Source organism: Anaerobiospirillum sp. NML120449, from assembly GCF_023051105.1.
Taxonomy (GTDB): domain Bacteria; phylum Pseudomonadota; class Gammaproteobacteria; order Enterobacterales; family Succinivibrionaceae; genus Anaerobiospirillum.
In genome coordinates, this window is sequence record NZ_JALKIL010000043.1 from 25,915 (window position 1) to 41,486 (window position 15,572).

Consider the following 15,572-nt stretch of genomic DNA (forward strand, 5'->3'; position numbering starts at 1 on the left):
TTTGCAATTATTGCTTATGATTTTCTGGAAAAAACAAGGCCTGAAATGATGATGATTTATCAATATTTTCAGCTGTGATTTGATCTGTCTTGCCGTTATTCGTGTGATGCAGCTCAAAGAAATCTGGCGAAAATGAGCCTTTTGAGCTTTAGTTAAGCAGGTTATTAAAATCTTGTATTAGAAAAACTTATGGTATTACTGGGCCTGTAGCAGGTGCCAGCAATTTGCCGTTCTTTTTGCAAAAATTGCGCACTTTTATGGGGCGCTGTTCCAGAATATTATGCGGTACAGCTGTGCCAGCAAAGTTCGTATTTACGGGGATTATATGCAAAGTTGCTCAAAGCTAACTTTTATATATTCACAGCTTTACTAAAGGGGTTATCAAAACCCCTTTTTTATGCCTTTTGCACATATTTTTCTGCATTTTCTGATCTTTTCAGGCCTCGTATTTGTTCAGGCACCTAAGTTGTCGAAATAAGACAAAGTAAGTGACAAATATGATAAACACAGGTAATTAACGAAACAAAAACCTGCCTTTATTTATTAACGACATTTATTAAAGATCTTACAAAAATAAAATTTTTTTTCAGGCCGGAAAAAAGTGAAAAACTTAGTCGGTTTACAGTTGTTGAAGTTGTACGTGGAATTGGCTTTTAAACCATAGCAAATGGCGAATTTACGCCATATGCAGTCATGACAGCAGATCAAATTGACCTGATGTGATCAGCGGTAAGTCAGGGGCTGAATGACTGCTGCTGAGCCGGGAGGGGAAAGTGGAGAAATAATGCTGGCAAATGGCATGTTTACCTGATTTGACAGCAAAAGTGGCGGGAATTTTTACAGTTTTGTTAAAACTTGATTATTTGGATATCAAATCTTGTTTTTGACCAGGGGCGGGAGAATAATAGCGCTGTTCGATTTGATTGAGTTCACAGAATTTTCCCCATAAATATCGCGGGCATCACCGCAGGGGACAGTTTTGTAAAATATCTGTTTATGCTCACAGGAGATGGTTATGAGAGCAGAATGGCGTGGTTTTAAGGGCACTCATTGGGTTGATGAGATCGACGTACGTGACTTTATCCAGTGCAACTTCACTCAGTACAATGGTGATGAGTCCTTCCTTGCTCCAGCAACCGAAAGCACCGACAAGCTCTGGGGTATCCTTCAGGATCTGCAGAAGCAGGAGCGTGCCAAGGGTGGTGTTCTCGACATGGAGACTGAGATTGTCTCCGGCATCAATGCCTACGGTGCAGCCTACATTGCCGAGGGTTCAAAGGACCTGGAGAAGGTTGTAGGTTTACAGACTGACAAGCCATTAAAGCGTGCTTTCATGCCATACGGCGGCATCAAGATGGCTCAGGAAGCCTGCACTACTTACGGCTACACCCCAAATCCAAAGTATGAGCAGATCTTCAACGAGTACCGCAAGACTCACAACCAGGGCGTATTTGATGCCTACACCCCTGAGATGCGTCTGGCCCGCAAGAACAAGATCATTACCGGTCTTCCTGATACCTACGGCCGTGGCCGTATCGTAGGCGACTACCGTCGTGTTGCCTTATACGGTATCGATTTCCTGATTGCCAAAAAGAAGCAGGATTTATCTATCTGCGGCTGCGGCATTATGACCGATGACATCATCCGTCAGCGTGAGGAAATCTCAGAGCAGATCCGTGCCCTTGCTGAAATGAAGACCATGGCTGCCGCCTACGGTTATGACATTTCCGGTCCTGCAAAGAATGCCCGTGAGGCCTTCCAGTGGTTATACTTCGGCTACCTGGCTGCCATCAAGACCCAGAATGGCGCTGCCATGTCCGTAGGCCGTATCTCCACCTTCCTGGACATCTACATTGAGCGTGATATCGCTGAAGGCACCTTAACCGAGAGCGAGGCTCAGGAGCTGGTTGACCACATCGTCATGAAGTTCCGTATGGTCAAGTTTGCCCGTATTCCATCCTACAACCAGCTGTTCTCAGGCGATCCTGTATGGGCTACCCTTGAGATGGCCGGTATCGGCATGGATGGCCGCTCCATGGTTACCAAAAACGACTTCCGTTTCCTCCACACCCTTGAGAACATGGGCCCGGCTCCAGAGCCTAACCTGACCGTTCTGTACTCAAAGAACCTGCCACAGGGCTTCCGCGATTACTCCGCCAAGATCTCCATCCTGACCTCTTCTGTTCAGTATGAGAACGACGACGTAATGCGTCCAATCTGGGGTGATGACTACTCCATCTGCTGCTGTGTATCTGCAACCGAGACCGGTAAGGAAATGCAGTTCTTCGGTGCCCGTGCCAACCTGGCCAAGTGCATGCTCTACGCAATCAACGGTGGTGTTGATGAGAAGAGCCTCGTACAGGTAGGTCCTGAGTTCCGTCCTATTACCTCCGAGTACCTCGACTTTGACGAAGTCATGCAGCGTTACGACGCCATGATGGACTGGCTGGCAGGCTTATATGTAAACGTGCTCAACCTGATCCACTTCATGCACGACAAGTACTTCTATGAGGCTGCCGAGATGGCCCTCATCGATACCGATGTACGTCGTACCTTTGCTACCGGTATTGCAGGTTTCTCCCACGTGGTTGACTCCCTGTGCGCCATCAAGTACGCAAAGGTAAAGACTGTCCGTAACGAGCAGGGTATCGTAATTGACTACGAGACCGAGGGTGATTTCCCACGTTACGGTAACGACGACGACCGTGCTGACGAGCTGGCTGTATGGTTACTCAAGACCTTCTTAAACAAGATCAAGAAGTACCACACCTACCGTCACTCCGAGCCTACCACTTCCATTCTGACCATTACCTCCAATGTGGTCTATGGCAAGGCTACCGGCTCCTTACCTGATGGCCGCAAGGCTGGCGAACCATTAAGCCCAGGCGCCAACCCTTCTTACGGTGCTGAGCAGTCCGGCTTACTGGCCTCCTTAAACTCCGTAGCCAAGCTTCCATATGAGTATGCTCTGGACGGTATTTCCAATACTCAGACCATTTCTCCAAATGCTCTGGGTCACGACCTGGGCGAGCGTACCACCAAGCTGGTACAGGTAATGGACGGTTACTTTGAGCAGGGCGCTCACCACCTCAACGTCAATGTCTTCGGTACCGAGAAGTTAATTGACGCCATGGAGCACCCTGAGAAGCCAGAGTACGCCAACTTCACCATCCGCGTTTCCGGCTACGCCGTCAAGTTCATCGACCTGACCCGCGAGCAGCAGCTGGACGTAATTGCACGTACCTGCCACAAGAGCATGTAAGTTAAGGTGATGCCCCTGATTTAAGAGGCAGAACAAAAAGGGGCGGCCTGAGGCCGCCCTTTGTCATTAGAGCAATCTGAAGTCTTTCTGCCTGAAACTGCCTGCAGGAGCAGCGCTACGGCCTGACTTGCCTGAAACTGCCTGCAGGAGCAGCGCCACGGCCTGACTTGCCTGTAGCTGCCCCTGCGGGCAGTTTGAGGCAGGAAGATTTGTCCTGATATCAGCACCGCTTTTGTGTATTGACCTCCAAGGCCGGTGTAATTAATGATCTGTAAAAAAGGGTTTTTTTCATGACCACAGCCCGCGTTCATTCTTTTGAGAGTTTTGGCTCTGTTGATGGCCCAGGTATCCGCTTCGTGGTATTCCTCCAGGGATGCAAAATGCGCTGCCTTTACTGCCATAATCCCGATACCTGGAAGATAGACGCCGGTCAGGAAAAAACAGTGGAGCAGATCATCAAACAGGCACTGCGCTATCGTCCATACTGGGGCAAGGATGGCGGTGTGACCTGCTCTGGCGGTGAGCCGCTGCTGCAGATGGAGTTTATGATTGAGTTCTTCAAGGCTCTCAAGCAGGAGGGCGTGCACACTACCATTGATACCGGCGGTGCTCCTTTTACCCGTGAAGAGCCTTTTATTTCTCAGTTCAATGAACTGATGAAGTACACCGATCTGGTAATGCTCGACCTCAAGCACATCGACAATGAAAAGCACAAGGAGCTTACACATTTTGAGAACACCAACATTCTGGACTGTGCCCGCTACTTAAGCGAAACTGGCAAGGACATGTGGGTGCGTCACGTTCTGGTGCCTGAATACACCGACAATGATCAGTGGCTGCATCAGCTGCACGATTTCATTGCCACCCTGAGCAATGTAAAGCGCATTGAGGTGCTGCCTTACCATGCCTTCGGTGCTTTCAAATGGGATGAAATGGGTATTCCATACAAGCTCAAGGACACACAGACTCCAAGTGAGGAGCGTGAGGAGAACGCAAAGAAGATCCTGGGCGTCCAGTCATTCCTCGAGTACGAAAAGAGCATGGCCGCCGCCAGGAGCTGATGGTTTACTCCATACCTCATGCCCCACGCACCATACACCATGCACCATGCCCCATACCCGCGCATCCATGCTGCCGCTGCGGGCATGACGGCCTGGCGCCATGGCCCTGACCAGGAGGCAGCCATCGGCGGCGGCAGCCACGATGCCGCCAGCGGGCATGCCGCCTGTTAAGGTCATGCCGACTGGTCAGGGCACTGGCATGATGTTCCGGGCGTGCAAAATGAAAAAGGCTACAGAATCGCAGTTCTGTAGCCTTTTTGCTTATCTGGAGCTCACTTTTACATGACTGTGTTGTACTCAGACCAGTCTTTGCTGATACCAAGGATGTTATCAAGGACACAGCCTTTGATGATGGCTCCGAAGCGTGAGCAGTTAACAAATTCGACATGAGGGTTTTTGGCTATGATTTCCTCAATAATCAGTTTGTAGCCGGTAAAGGCATGCAGAGCTGTACGGACACGGCCATCATTACACTCTACAGTATCGGTAAGTGCGCTGGTTACGCCCATAAGCACTTCCTCATCATCAAGAGTGACTGTGGAGTAATAGCCCTCGGAGCGGGTAACAGTATCAAGGCCAAAGAGGTAGACACGCTGCACTTCCATCTTCAGAGCCAGGGAAATCATGGCAGTACTGATGGAACTGGTAAAATTCAGATCGGTAATAGCACCTTCAGTCACCGGAACACCGATACGCTGGAGATCACGGGTGTAGGCAAGGTACTTATCGCCTGAGAAGCTCGCAGGGATGATGAGATGGGTCTTGGAGGTGAATACCAGGGTACTGTCACGGTAGAAGTCCGGCTTTTTCATGAAGATACTGTCGCGGCCACCGAGCTTGCCCAGCAGACGGAACATGCTGGCGTCGTCAGCAATGACAATGTCAGGCACAATTTTGTTCTTTTCAAAAAATGGCAGTGCCATCAGGCAGGTCATGACACGTATGCCTGATTCCATGAGCTCTTTGATGCGCTCCATGCTGTCTGAAAGGGTAGTGCCTGGGAGTACCAGGGCAATGTCATCAGCTGTACCAAAAGTATCGTAGGTCAGCTGCTGAGCCATAGGGCTGTAGATGTAATTGTACTGGGCCAGAAGAGCACTGAAACTGCGGCGCTTCTTGCTCTGATGGAGACTGTGGTAATTGCGCTCCATGGTGAAGATCAGGCGCTGCTTGAGATGGGAGTTGCTGGTAGGGCACAGAGTGATTTCCGGCATGAGAACCACACGGTTTTTAAGAATCTCTGTGTCATCATTGCCAAGGAAAAGGTGGACGTTCTTTCGAGCAAGACGACGGCCCATTTCCGGTTCCTGGCTGAGCATGATGGCAGTAACCTCAGGGTTGAGTATTACCACATTGATTTCAAGCTCAGGGTATATGGAGCACAGGTACTCGACCACGTGGCCGGCCGCTATGCCATAGATGGTTACCTGAGGCGGGTCATCGCGCTCAGGGGTATAGCTCTTGTCAGTGGAGCTGGTAATAATCAGGCCCTGGGAGAGCTCAGGGAACTCTGAGGTATCCAGATGACTCTGCTCGACAGTGCTGTTGAGAATCTGATCGTTGCGCTCACACTCCTCCATGAACTCGGCACGGGCTTTTTCACGCAGGGGCTGACGGTTAGGGAAAAGGGAGTACTCAATACTGTCAATGGTGTCCTGGCAGACAGGCTTTTGGTACAGGCGGGAAAAGGAAAGGTGAGAGCACAGGATGCGGCACTCCTCCATGACATTATGGCGGGAGTACATGTGAACATTGTTGATGGCCGTGCAGGTGCTCAGTCCCTTGACCTTGTTGAAGGTAAAGTTGGAGCTGGTATACAGACCCTTGGCCAGACTGTTGAGCAGGTCATGATCCTGATATGGCATTAAGAGCTTGAGATTTTCCTTGAAAGTCGCGATCTCTTCACTGTTGATTTTGATGGCCATACCTGGTCTGCTCCTTGGTCTTATCCATTGCTGTAATCAAAAAGTCCCGGTCAGCTTAATTATGCATAGGCATGCCTGGCCTTTCATGAGACAGCTGAGGAAGTTCTGACGGATGCTGATGCCGCCGCACAGCTTGCAGCTGCGGCATAAGCGGGCGGAAGCTGTAATCGGCATCCGCTGCGTCAGGAAAAAAGAAAGTACCTCGTCCCATACATAATACCTGCAAGGTCCTCGCAACATGTACCATGCCCTGCAGCTCACCTGACAATACCAGGCCATGTGCCTTGCGCATCAGATCTGCTTTCCCAGGTCCGGTGGGCACAAAACTGCCCCCTGGTAATTACGCCTCAGCTTGTGCATGGCTGGGCCGGGAATGGTTCTATGTCATGCCTTGTCGGCATAATGACTGAATGCAGATATTATGGACGGCTGGGGACAGACTGTCGGGCTGTCCTGCTGTCAGGCTGGCCGTCAGCCTGTCGAGCTGTCCTGCTGACCGTCATCCTGACCGGAGTGCATGCTGTCATGCCCGTAGCATGACCAGCTGGGCAGGGACATTACAGTTATGTGGGGAGGTACAGGCATCAGTGCCTGCAAACTTTCTCTATTCCGATAGTGTTACTCAATACTCCAGTATACGAATGCCTGCAGCTGCCCTGTGGTTCATGGTTGAGCAACATAACCATGGACTGGCTCTCTGAAAGTACGCCACTGAGCGGGCAGTATCAGAGTAAAGGGCAGTCATTAAGGCATCGGCCTCACGGGCAACTGCCCGGAGGGCTCAGCCCTCAGGCAGTCCTGACAGGATGGTTGCCCGGGGCATAAGGTTCAATATCCGGCAAGTTAACTAGATATCAAAAACATAATCATAACAGATAAGCCTATGTCTTACAGACCGTGTACCGACACGGGGGCTGGCATGAATGACGGGCCATAAGGCAGATGCTGTACTGCAAATAAAAACATATTCAGGTCAGGGCTTAACTATGTAGCCCGTACAGTCATGGCTCTGGCCATGTCTGAAAATACTGAACATTGTCCCGACTAATAACGACAATATCACCAATATTTTGACCGGGCGCCCTGTCCACAGACCGGCAGCCCGGGCGGCATATGTCACATGCCCGGCACCGCCGCCGGGCAGCCAGCATGGCCGCCGGACATGAGCCCGGCTGTCGCTGATTCTTGTCCTGACCTCATTGCATTGACGGAGTAACACAAATATTAGAACCACTCAGGGGCAAATACCAGAGCTGTGGCCAAAAGAAATCAACTGGCACAGGGCAGACTGTGATATGAGCAGGGATGTATATCCCGTTGCAGGCAGGCTGATACATGCTGTGGCAGGCCTGTTACAGGCTGGACAGCTGCAGTTGCCCGGCAAAGCATCTGTCGGGCTGTAACACGGGCAGCCGGGATGGTACTGTTGAGTGCCTGTGCACTGCCATGGTCAGTCAGGATGCAGGCAGCGGATGGACAGCCTGATCCAGCCCATGAGCATGTGCCTGGGGCAGGGCACCGGGGAGCTGGTAACAGTAAAAGTGTGAGCCTTGCTGGCTTGTAAGACAGTCAAATTCAGGCCCTGCCTGTTTTTTTGCTATAATGCCCTCAGGCTTAAGGGCCGGCTGGTTTTCGTTTGATTGGGTGTCTTATGTTAAAGTTCTGGCTTTACATCATTGTATTAATTCTCATCTGTGTTTTAGGTCTGACCATAGGCTCTGCCAATGAGAGCATGGTCACTTTCGATTTCCTCTTTGTAAAGGCTGAGCTTTCCCTTGCCATGGTTATGGTAGTAGGCATTGTGGTCGGTATTATCATCGGCCTGTACATCTCCCTGCTGTTCTCAGTCAAAATGTGGGCCCGCGCTCAGGGCGCCAAATCTGAAGCCCGTCGCGCCAAAAAGGAAGCCCAGAAGGCTGTTGAATCCTCAAAGGCCGCTGAAGCTCAGTAATCAGTACTGAACCAGTTCTGCCACGCCGCCGCTCCTCAACATACGTCAGTTGGGAGCGGCGGCTTTGTTTTGGGCAGGGTACGGCAGGCACAGCTGCTGCGCAGCCGCGCAGCCGCGCAAAGGCACCAGACGCTGCATCTTTGTGAGCCGTACATGCTGAATCAGATCACACAAGGGGCTGGCACCGTCACACGACGGTGTCGGCCCTTTGTCTTTGTACCGCTCCCACATGCCCATCATGCCAGCACGGACAGATGCAGGAGCCGGAGGCAGGAGCCGGTTATGGGCATATACAGGGGCAGTTGCCGGGGCAAGGGCATATGCAGGGGCAGTTGCCGGGGCATGGCATGGAATTGCATGGAATGGTCAGGGGCATGTGCCTGGTAAGGACAGATACCCGGGCAGGTCAGTGGCAGGGGCAGGGGCAGGTGCATGCTTGCCCTGCAAGGCACTGTCTGCCATGAAAGGCTCCTTTCATCAGGGCTGGCTGTCCCTGGCAATTTATATCGACAAGCCTGGTTAGCACCAGGTATGCAGTGTTATAGTGAGTTTCCGGATAATCAATACAGCCCGTCAATCAGGACTCTGACATAGCGCTGACATGATGCTGAGTGCTGCAGTAAGCAGTGCTGTTATGCAGCGGTGAGTGCCAGTGATGTCAGAGCTGTGACGGCATTTGCGGCATGATTATTGCGGCGAAAACGGACCGGTTCAGGCAGGGTGCCTGAGTCCGAAGGCTTATCAATCTGTTATGCTGAGACTGGCTTGTAAATAAGCTTCTGAATACATGTTCGAGTTACTCTTTTTACTGCTGCCGGTTGCCGCAGCCTATGGTTACTATATGGGAAGAAATTCCTATAAGGACAGGCGCGCCAGTAAAAAGACCGAGCAGGCTCAGAGCTACCTGCGCGGCGTCGACTTTCTCCTCAATAACAACAAGGAAAAGGCTATGGATGAGTTCATAGCCTACCTCAACTCTGCTCATCCTACCTTTGAGTCCTCTCTGGCTCTTGGTAATCTTTTCCGCCAGCGCGGTGAGGTTGACCGCGCCATTTCCCTGCATACTTCCCTTGCCAATGATGAAAACTCTGAGCCCTACGAATGCGAGCTGGCTCAGATTGAGCTTGCCTGTGATTTTATGAGTGCCGGTCTTATGGACCGTGCTGAGGACATATTGCTGCAACTGGTGGAGATTCCACGTCAGCGCCGCAATGCCTCAGTGCTGCTGGTACGTCTTTATGATCAGACTCGCGATTACGAAAAGGCCATTGAAACCGGCCTTGCCAACAGGGATGTGATCGGTCGTAACGGCCTTGCCAACCTTTCCCAGTACTACTGCGAGCTGGCTCTGCGCGCCATGGTGGACAACCGTCATCGTGATGCCATAAAGCTGCTTGATGATGCCCTTGAGATCTGGCCTCAGTGCATCAGAGCCCGCATTATCAAGGCTGATATCCTTATCAAGGAGCAGTCAGGTGATTTCAGGGAGAAGGTGCTGCAGCTGGTAAGTGAGATTGCAGAAACTGACAGCTCTACAGGAATGTTCTGTCTTGACCTGCTGACCCGCTGCTTTGAGGACAAAAGCGATCCGGCCTACCGCAAGGCTCTTGAGGACCTTGCCCGCCGCACCAGCAGTGCTGCTGTCATGGTAGAACTCTGTCGCTATATAGAGCACCAGGAATCACTGTCTCAGGCCGAGTTCATGCTGTTAAGCCAGATCAAGGAAAGACCCAATATCAAGCTGTTTTCATACTATATGGGCATGCGCTCACGCCTTGACAGTAAGGAAGGTGAGAACAGTGAAACCCTGATGCAGCTCAAGAGCATTGTCGATGCTCAGATAGCAATTCACTCAACCTACAGCTGCTCAAGCTGTGGCTTTGAGTCCTCCATGATGTTCTGGCAGTGTCCATCCTGCCGCCACTTCGATACCATGCGTCCCCGTCACTCCATCGATGGCGACTGACGCCCCTCCTCAGCCCCCGGCGACACCGCTGCGCCTCTGGCGTCGCCGGTGTCACCGGCTTTGCCATCCTTGCCTCAGCACCGGCTGCATGACCGCAGCTGCTGCAGATGCAGGAATGCACCGGCTACTTCGCCGCATCGCTCACGCATCATCTTTTTCTGGGGCCTGGCCCAGGGGCTTATGCTCATTGAGTCCGTGCCTGAAGCTGTGTCAGTCTGTCTGGCCGTTGTGCGCCTTGCGGTCCTGACAGATTGATGCTTATAGCGCTGTTATGCAGATTTTCAATTTATAAATATGTAATGGATGTGAGCAATTGGCCGTATAATAAGGGGATCGGCTGTCTTTGCTCTGCATAGAGGCCGCTGATTTTCAATGCCTTAATCAGGCCGTAGGTGGTGTGGCACGAACATTCGTGACCGGCTTTTACAGGAGGTTATTATGTTTGATCCCAAGGTCATAGTTGCTCTTGATTACGATAACGATGCAACAGCCCTCGATTTTGTCTCCCAGCTGGATCCGAGCACCTGCAATCTCAAGGTAGGCAAGGAGCTCTTTACCGTTGCCGGCCCTCAGTTTGTTTCCAAGCTGGTTGAGCTTAACTTCCGTGTCTTCCTCGATCTGAAGTTTCACGATATCCCAAATACCACAGCCATGGCCGTCAAGGCAGCAGCCAGCATGGGCGTGTGGATGGTCAATGTTCACGCCTCCGGTGGCCGTGTCATGATGGAGACCGTAGCCAATGAGCTCGAGCGTCTGCCACCAGCTGTAGCCCGTCCAGTAGTTATCGGTGTTACCGTTCTGACCTCCATGGACCAGGCTCAGCTTACCGACATTGGTATTGATGTTTCCCCTAAGGAGCAGGTTATGCGCCTTGCCCGTCTGGTCAAGGAAAGTGGTCTGGATGGTGTTGTGTCCTCAGCTCAGGAAGCTGACATGATTAAAAATGAGCTGGGCGGTGAGTTTATTACCGTTACCCCTGGTATCCGTCCAGCCGGCTCTGCTATCGGTGATCAGAAGCGCGTCATGACTCCGGTAGAGGCTATCAAGGCAGGCTCTGACTACCTGGTAATTGGCCGTCCAATTACCCGTGCTGAAAATCCTGCTGCTGTGCTCAAGGCCATCAATGCTGAGATTTACCAGCTTATGGCTGAGCGCAATGGCATTGCCATTAAATAAGCTGCACGCCACATCCCGCTCCTTCCATGTGTCCGGCCATGGCCATTATGCCCTGGCCGGGGCACAGTGCCGGTCTGTACCGGACCAGATCCCGCTCCGGTGTGAAGCGGACCACAGTCCCGGACCAGATCGTGACGTGCACATGAAAAAGGCCATATCCTGAAAAGGGATATGGCCTTTTTCATGCCCGGGCGCCGCAGTTGCTGAGCATCAGGGATCACAATGATGTGCCGTGATTAACTGGCATTATGGTCGTCCTGTTCAAATTGACTGTCAGAGGAGAGGTTCTGTGAGTCAGGCTGTGATGTTCCTGGAGCCGGGGTTGCCGTACTGCTGCTTCTGCGTGACTGATTGCCGGATACAGAGAACTGTTTGAATTTCCGGTCCATGCTCTCTGACAGGCGGGCACAGCTCTCATCAATGAGAAAGGAGTTGTTCTGATCATCATTTCTGACCAGAAAGTCATCACGGGACTTGCCGGTAGCTGTCATCACATCGCGCAGCTTGAGCGGCTCTCGTCCCTGGCCTGACCATTCGCACAGGTTGCCATCAAGGTCATAAAAACGGTATTTGACGCGGGCGCTGCGGTAGCGGCGCATACAGCAGCTCAGCGAATCGGTAAGGGCATCGAGCACATCCTGAGGGTCAATGCTGACTTCCATAATGCTCGATGAGCCCGTCATGGAGTAGAAGTCGCACATCTCCTGATGGCGCTGGTTGCGTTCGATGTTCTCTTCTTCCTGGCGCAGCTTTTCCTTTTTGATAAGTTCCAGCTGCCTGATGACGTCCTGAACATCGTCAGAGCGGGCATCTTTAAACCATGAGCGCAGATTGCGCATGCTCTTAAGGGTTATGTACTTGTTGCCCTGAGAGAATTTCCCTGCATTGCCACTGGCTTTTGCTGAATAACCATTAGATGTCATAGAAGAAAGTGCTCCTTTCAGGGAAAACTGGTGAAGTCCAGTCCTGTAAGTTAACTCACTGGACAAGGCTCACCTGCCGCAGGTGTTAAGAGAACACGGTGAGGTCTGCATATTGTTATCAGCAAGTCAGCCTTTTGCTGCCAGCCTGTGCCAGGGCAGATAAGCAGTGCTGATAAGTAACTTGAATATTCTGGTTGCTGTTAGCCTGTGTAAGCGTACCTTAAGGCCGATACACAAGGCAGGGGCGACATGAACATGGCTCTGTGCTGTCGCACCTGGCCGCATACGCAAGCCCGCAAGACCAGACGACATGAGGCAACTGCAAGGCAGGCTTCATGAGCCAGCTGCAAGGGCAGACTGCATAAGGCGATGCAAGGCAGGCTTCATGAGCCAACTGCAAGGGCAGACTGCATAAGGCGCTGCAAGGGCAGACCTCATGGGGTTGCTGCCTGAGAGTGCCATACTGGAATACAGCATGGTGGCAGCCGGCCCGGCCTGGCGGTCAGGGAATGCCATAAGTATTCATTGCAGAATGAATGGGTGGAAGAACAGCATAAATAAGTAAAAAACGGTCTGAGCATAAGGGCAAGCTGGGCTGTATGCAGCAGGCTTTATAAGCCTGGGCTCTGAAGCTTTGATGCTCTTTTAAAGTATGCGCAGTTAAAACAATCCTTGGCGCAGTTGCCAGTCAGCAAATATTAACGATGTAATGTTAAGCACTTATTAACAGTTGTAAATATGCTGACCTGCAGTTGTGTGGTGTGCATAAGCCTGACCAGCAGCTCTGTGGAATGCATACGGTTGATGTGAAGCTGTTTGGCATGCACATGTCTGAACTTCCTGCCTGACAGTCACGTGCACGAATGATGCTGTGCACGTGGCTGCCTTATATATTCGGAAATGCTGTGTACGCACACATTTTCCTGGTAACTTTCACACAGGCAAGGAAGGTTTAAGGATTCGGGCTCCTGGCGCGTTTAACGCTTTCAAGGGCAGAAAACAGGCTGACATTAGCCTGTGAATTTTCTATTTGACGTGCCTTTGTCGCCAGTACTCAGGACATTGAGGACTGGAGCAGCAGTTTGTGCTGGCTGTAATGAAAGTAAGGTATGCAGACTTTCATTCAGGCAGATATTTATGACCATTTCCGGAAGCTTTGGCGGTCCGGCGGCTCAGGTCCTGCCGGTGATTACCATTATTTGGTTTCGGTGCTGCCGCTACCTGAAAAACAGGACGAAACAAGCGGCATAAGACCATGCAATGTCTTTGGTCAGCTTAAAAGGAAAAAGTAAAACTGCGGGTAAAGCTCAGGTATAAAGCATTGAGTGAAATGGATGCACAGCACAGGTCCAGCACTGTTTCACAAGCGCATAACATACCATGTACAGGGAAATGGGCAAAATTAACTGCTTTTAAAGTGGCAGTGCCTGCAGCAGGGAGGGAGAGGGACGCGAGATCAAATTTGAAGGCAGACTCAGGCCATCAGGGATATACATCTGTCCTGTAGAGCTCTCCTTTGCCTGTTGCTGCAGACTGCAGCCATGGAGCAGGTTACGTACCCCGGCCATATCTGTGTATGTGCATCAGAGGCACGGCCAGTCGAGGGCCGCGTGCATGAAAGTATCAGGCATGATGCCCATGCAAACGTCTGGGAAAATTTTAGATCAATATGTCAAAAAACTGAATAGGGATAAATATATGAGCCCCATACTATTCAGCTTTCAGTGCCAAATCAGGCTCTGTGCTGCAGGTCATTTGTGTCACTGACAGCTGTGGCTGCTGACGCAGCGGAAACCGGAAAGCACCCATTATAAGTGCTCAATGATCACATTGCGTGCACGGCCCGCCAAAGTGCTCAATGATCACATTGCGTGCACGGCCCGCCAAAGTGCACGGCGTGGCTTGAAATGCCCAATCTAACGATGGTTGTGCATATGATTGAGGGTAATTATGCAATGTCATTAAAAAATGTTTTACAGCTCAATGCAGGCGTGTTATTAATGATGCGTTATACATTGCAGATGCTTGCTTTGACTGAAATTCACTGCGGGTGCCTGCAGTAGCATCTTCGGGGTTATGCTTCCCCATAATCTCAACTGCCGCCCTTACCTGCCACCACAGGCAATGGGTGGTCAGGAACCGATCTGATGTGGCAGATCGGGTTTAGTGTGTGGCAAAGGCCTGCAGCTGGCAGAGCAAAGTGCCGACAGGCTGGCCAGAGCAATCTGGTAATCGAGGTAGATTTTGAAGATCATAGTAATGAGACATGGCGATGCCATGTTCAGCGGTGGCGACCGCATTCTCAGTCCTCGCGGTGAGCAGGAGGCAAGACTGACCGGCATGAAGCTGGCTTCAGTTCTTAATATTTCCCGCATTATCAGCTCACCAAAGCAGCGTGCAGTAAGAACAGCCGAGGTGGTTCGCAGCCTGCTGCGCGGCCGCAATATACCTGAAATTGAAATCCTCCCTGAGCTTTCCCCTGAGGGTGATACCCGTGCCGTAGTGGATTTTTTAGAGGCTACAGCAGGCAAAGATGATAATGTACTGCTGGTCTCTCACATTCCTCAGGTGGTTAACTTGAGCTATGCATTCTGCAACCGCGATCAGGACTTCCCGGCCTTTTATACTGCCGCAGCCCTGGTGCTCAGCCGCGACGAAGGCAGCGAGCGCTTCCACGCCTGCAATTTCTACCAGCCAGCCGGCGAAGGTGAGATTCAGGATCACCTATGATTTCCCGCATTCAGGGCTCGCACGGGCCCACCCGGCACCTGCGGCAGGCTGGCCCCATCGCCGTCCTGCCGTGCCGCCTGTACATCCGTACTCCAAGCCAGGTCACACCACCGTTCTGCCGTGCCTCATTCCCTCATCTGCACTGAACTGAACTGCACCTTGATCCGCAGCTGCCTTTGCATTGAGCTTACCTCTTTCACTTAACCCTTCATCAGCGAGCGCAGCCCCTGCTGTAAAGTAGCCTGTAATCCCGGCCTCCCTCATCCTGTTCAGCGCGTCAGTCATACCACTGTTGACAGCCGGCTGCCCATAAAGCTGCTGAACAGCGCCTCCCATAACTGTCTATAGTCCTTTCCTCCGTCCCCAGGTACTGTCAGTCAGTGTTCTCCAATTGCATTCCCGCACAGCTATCTTTGCCCTGTGATGCGCACTGAGCCAGTATCGCATCTTGCGTACGTACTTTCTGAGTGTGGGGTGTGATGATTTAGCTGATTTATATAAGATTCCTGCATGTTCCATAACATACAGGAGACGTATATGGGCGTTAAAAATGACGCAGCTGTGCCATCGTGCAAAAG

9 protein-coding genes are annotated in these 15,572 nt (G+C 51.5%); 7 read left to right on the forward strand and 2 right to left on the reverse strand.

Going from position 1 to position 15,572, the window contains the following annotated elements; translation table 11 throughout:
- Nucleotides 1-1,015 precede the first annotated feature (1,015 nt).
- Both pflB and pflA read left to right on the forward strand, forming a co-directional pair.
- The gene (gene pflB, locus MXE41_RS10885) at nt 1,016-3,262 is read left to right on the forward strand and encodes a formate C-acetyltransferase (protein ID WP_246978431.1); all 2,247 of its coding nucleotides are present in this window, start codon (nt 1,016-1,018) and stop codon (nt 3,260-3,262) included.
- A gap of 290 nt (nt 3,263-3,552) precedes the next feature.
- Nucleotides 3,553-4,323 carry a pyruvate formate-lyase-activating protein gene (pflA, locus tag MXE41_RS10890; RefSeq protein ID WP_247100503.1) on the forward strand — a complete coding sequence of 257 codons (771 nt, stop codon included), beginning with the start codon at nt 3,553-3,555 and terminating at the stop codon, nt 4,321-4,323.
- Between the two features lie 278 nt (nt 4,324-4,601).
- On the opposite strand, the gene MXE41_RS10895 is transcribed toward pflA, so the two are convergent.
- A complete protein-coding gene (locus MXE41_RS10895) occupies nt 4,602-6,248 on the reverse strand; it encodes a 6-hydroxymethylpterin diphosphokinase MptE-like protein (RefSeq protein WP_247100504.1) in 1,647 nt (548 codons plus the stop codon).
- Between the two features lie 1,651 nt (nt 6,249-7,899).
- Between MXE41_RS10895 and MXE41_RS10900 the strand changes: the two genes are divergently transcribed.
- The 3 genes from MXE41_RS10900 (at nt 7,900) to pyrF (ending at nt 11,341) form a co-directional block, all read left to right on the forward strand.
- A complete protein-coding gene (locus MXE41_RS10900) occupies nt 7,900-8,199 on the forward strand; it encodes a lipopolysaccharide assembly protein LapA domain-containing protein (RefSeq protein WP_246978426.1) in 300 nt (99 codons plus the stop codon).
- A 787-nt stretch (nt 8,200-8,986) separates the two neighbouring features.
- Nucleotides 8,987-10,165 carry a hypothetical protein gene (locus tag MXE41_RS10905; RefSeq protein ID WP_246978424.1) on the forward strand — a complete coding sequence of 393 codons (1,179 nt, stop codon included), beginning with the start codon at nt 8,987-8,989 and terminating at the stop codon, nt 10,163-10,165.
- Nucleotides 10,166-10,603: 438 nt separating this feature from the next.
- A complete protein-coding gene (gene pyrF, locus MXE41_RS10910) occupies nt 10,604-11,341 on the forward strand; it encodes an orotidine-5'-phosphate decarboxylase (RefSeq protein ID WP_246978422.1) in 738 nt (245 codons plus the stop codon).
- Nucleotides 11,342-11,577: 236 nt separating this feature from the next.
- Here the strand turns inward: pyrF and MXE41_RS10915 are convergent, their stop codons facing one another.
- Complete coding sequence (locus MXE41_RS10915; protein ID WP_247100505.1) at nt 11,578-12,264, reverse strand: hypothetical protein; 687 nt, start codon at nt 12,262-12,264, stop codon at nt 11,578-11,580.
- Nucleotides 12,265-13,373: 1,109 nt separating this feature from the next.
- On the opposite strand from MXE41_RS10915, the gene MXE41_RS10920 reads away from it, so the two are divergent.
- Together MXE41_RS10920 and sixA are read left to right on the forward strand one after the other, a co-directional pair.
- Nucleotides 13,374-13,556, forward strand: coding sequence for a hypothetical protein (locus MXE41_RS10920; protein WP_247100506.1), 183 nt, complete (start codon nt 13,374-13,376; stop codon nt 13,554-13,556).
- A gap of 952 nt (nt 13,557-14,508) precedes the next feature.
- Nucleotides 14,509-14,994 (forward strand): phosphohistidine phosphatase SixA, encoded by a 486-nt coding sequence (gene sixA, locus MXE41_RS10925; protein WP_247100507.1) that lies wholly within the window; start codon nt 14,509-14,511, stop codon nt 14,992-14,994.
- Nucleotides 14,995-15,572 lie beyond the last annotated feature (578 nt).

What these genes read in the sequence shown, in the direction of transcription:
- pflB (WP_246978431.1), top strand. Translation starts at nt 1,016, where the DNA reads ATGAGAGCAGAATGGCGTGGTTTTAAGGGCACTCATTGGGTTGATGAG.
- pflA (WP_247100503.1), top strand. Translation starts at nt 3,553, where the DNA reads ATGACCACAGCCCGCGTTCATTCTTTTGAGAGTTTTGGCTCTGTTGAT.
- MXE41_RS10895 (WP_247100504.1), bottom strand. Translation starts at nt 6,248, where the DNA reads ATGGCCATCAAAATCAACAGTGAAGAGATCGCGACTTTCAAGGAAAAT.
- MXE41_RS10900 (WP_246978426.1), top strand. Translation starts at nt 7,900, where the DNA reads ATGTTAAAGTTCTGGCTTTACATCATTGTATTAATTCTCATCTGTGTT.
- MXE41_RS10905 (WP_246978424.1), top strand. Translation starts at nt 8,987, where the DNA reads ATGTTCGAGTTACTCTTTTTACTGCTGCCGGTTGCCGCAGCCTATGGT.
- pyrF (WP_246978422.1), top strand. Translation starts at nt 10,604, where the DNA reads ATGTTTGATCCCAAGGTCATAGTTGCTCTTGATTACGATAACGATGCA.
- MXE41_RS10915 (WP_247100505.1), bottom strand. Translation starts at nt 12,264, where the DNA reads ATGACATCTAATGGTTATTCAGCAAAAGCCAGTGGCAATGCAGGGAAA.
- MXE41_RS10920 (WP_247100506.1), top strand. Translation starts at nt 13,374, where the DNA reads ATGCAGACTTTCATTCAGGCAGATATTTATGACCATTTCCGGAAGCTT.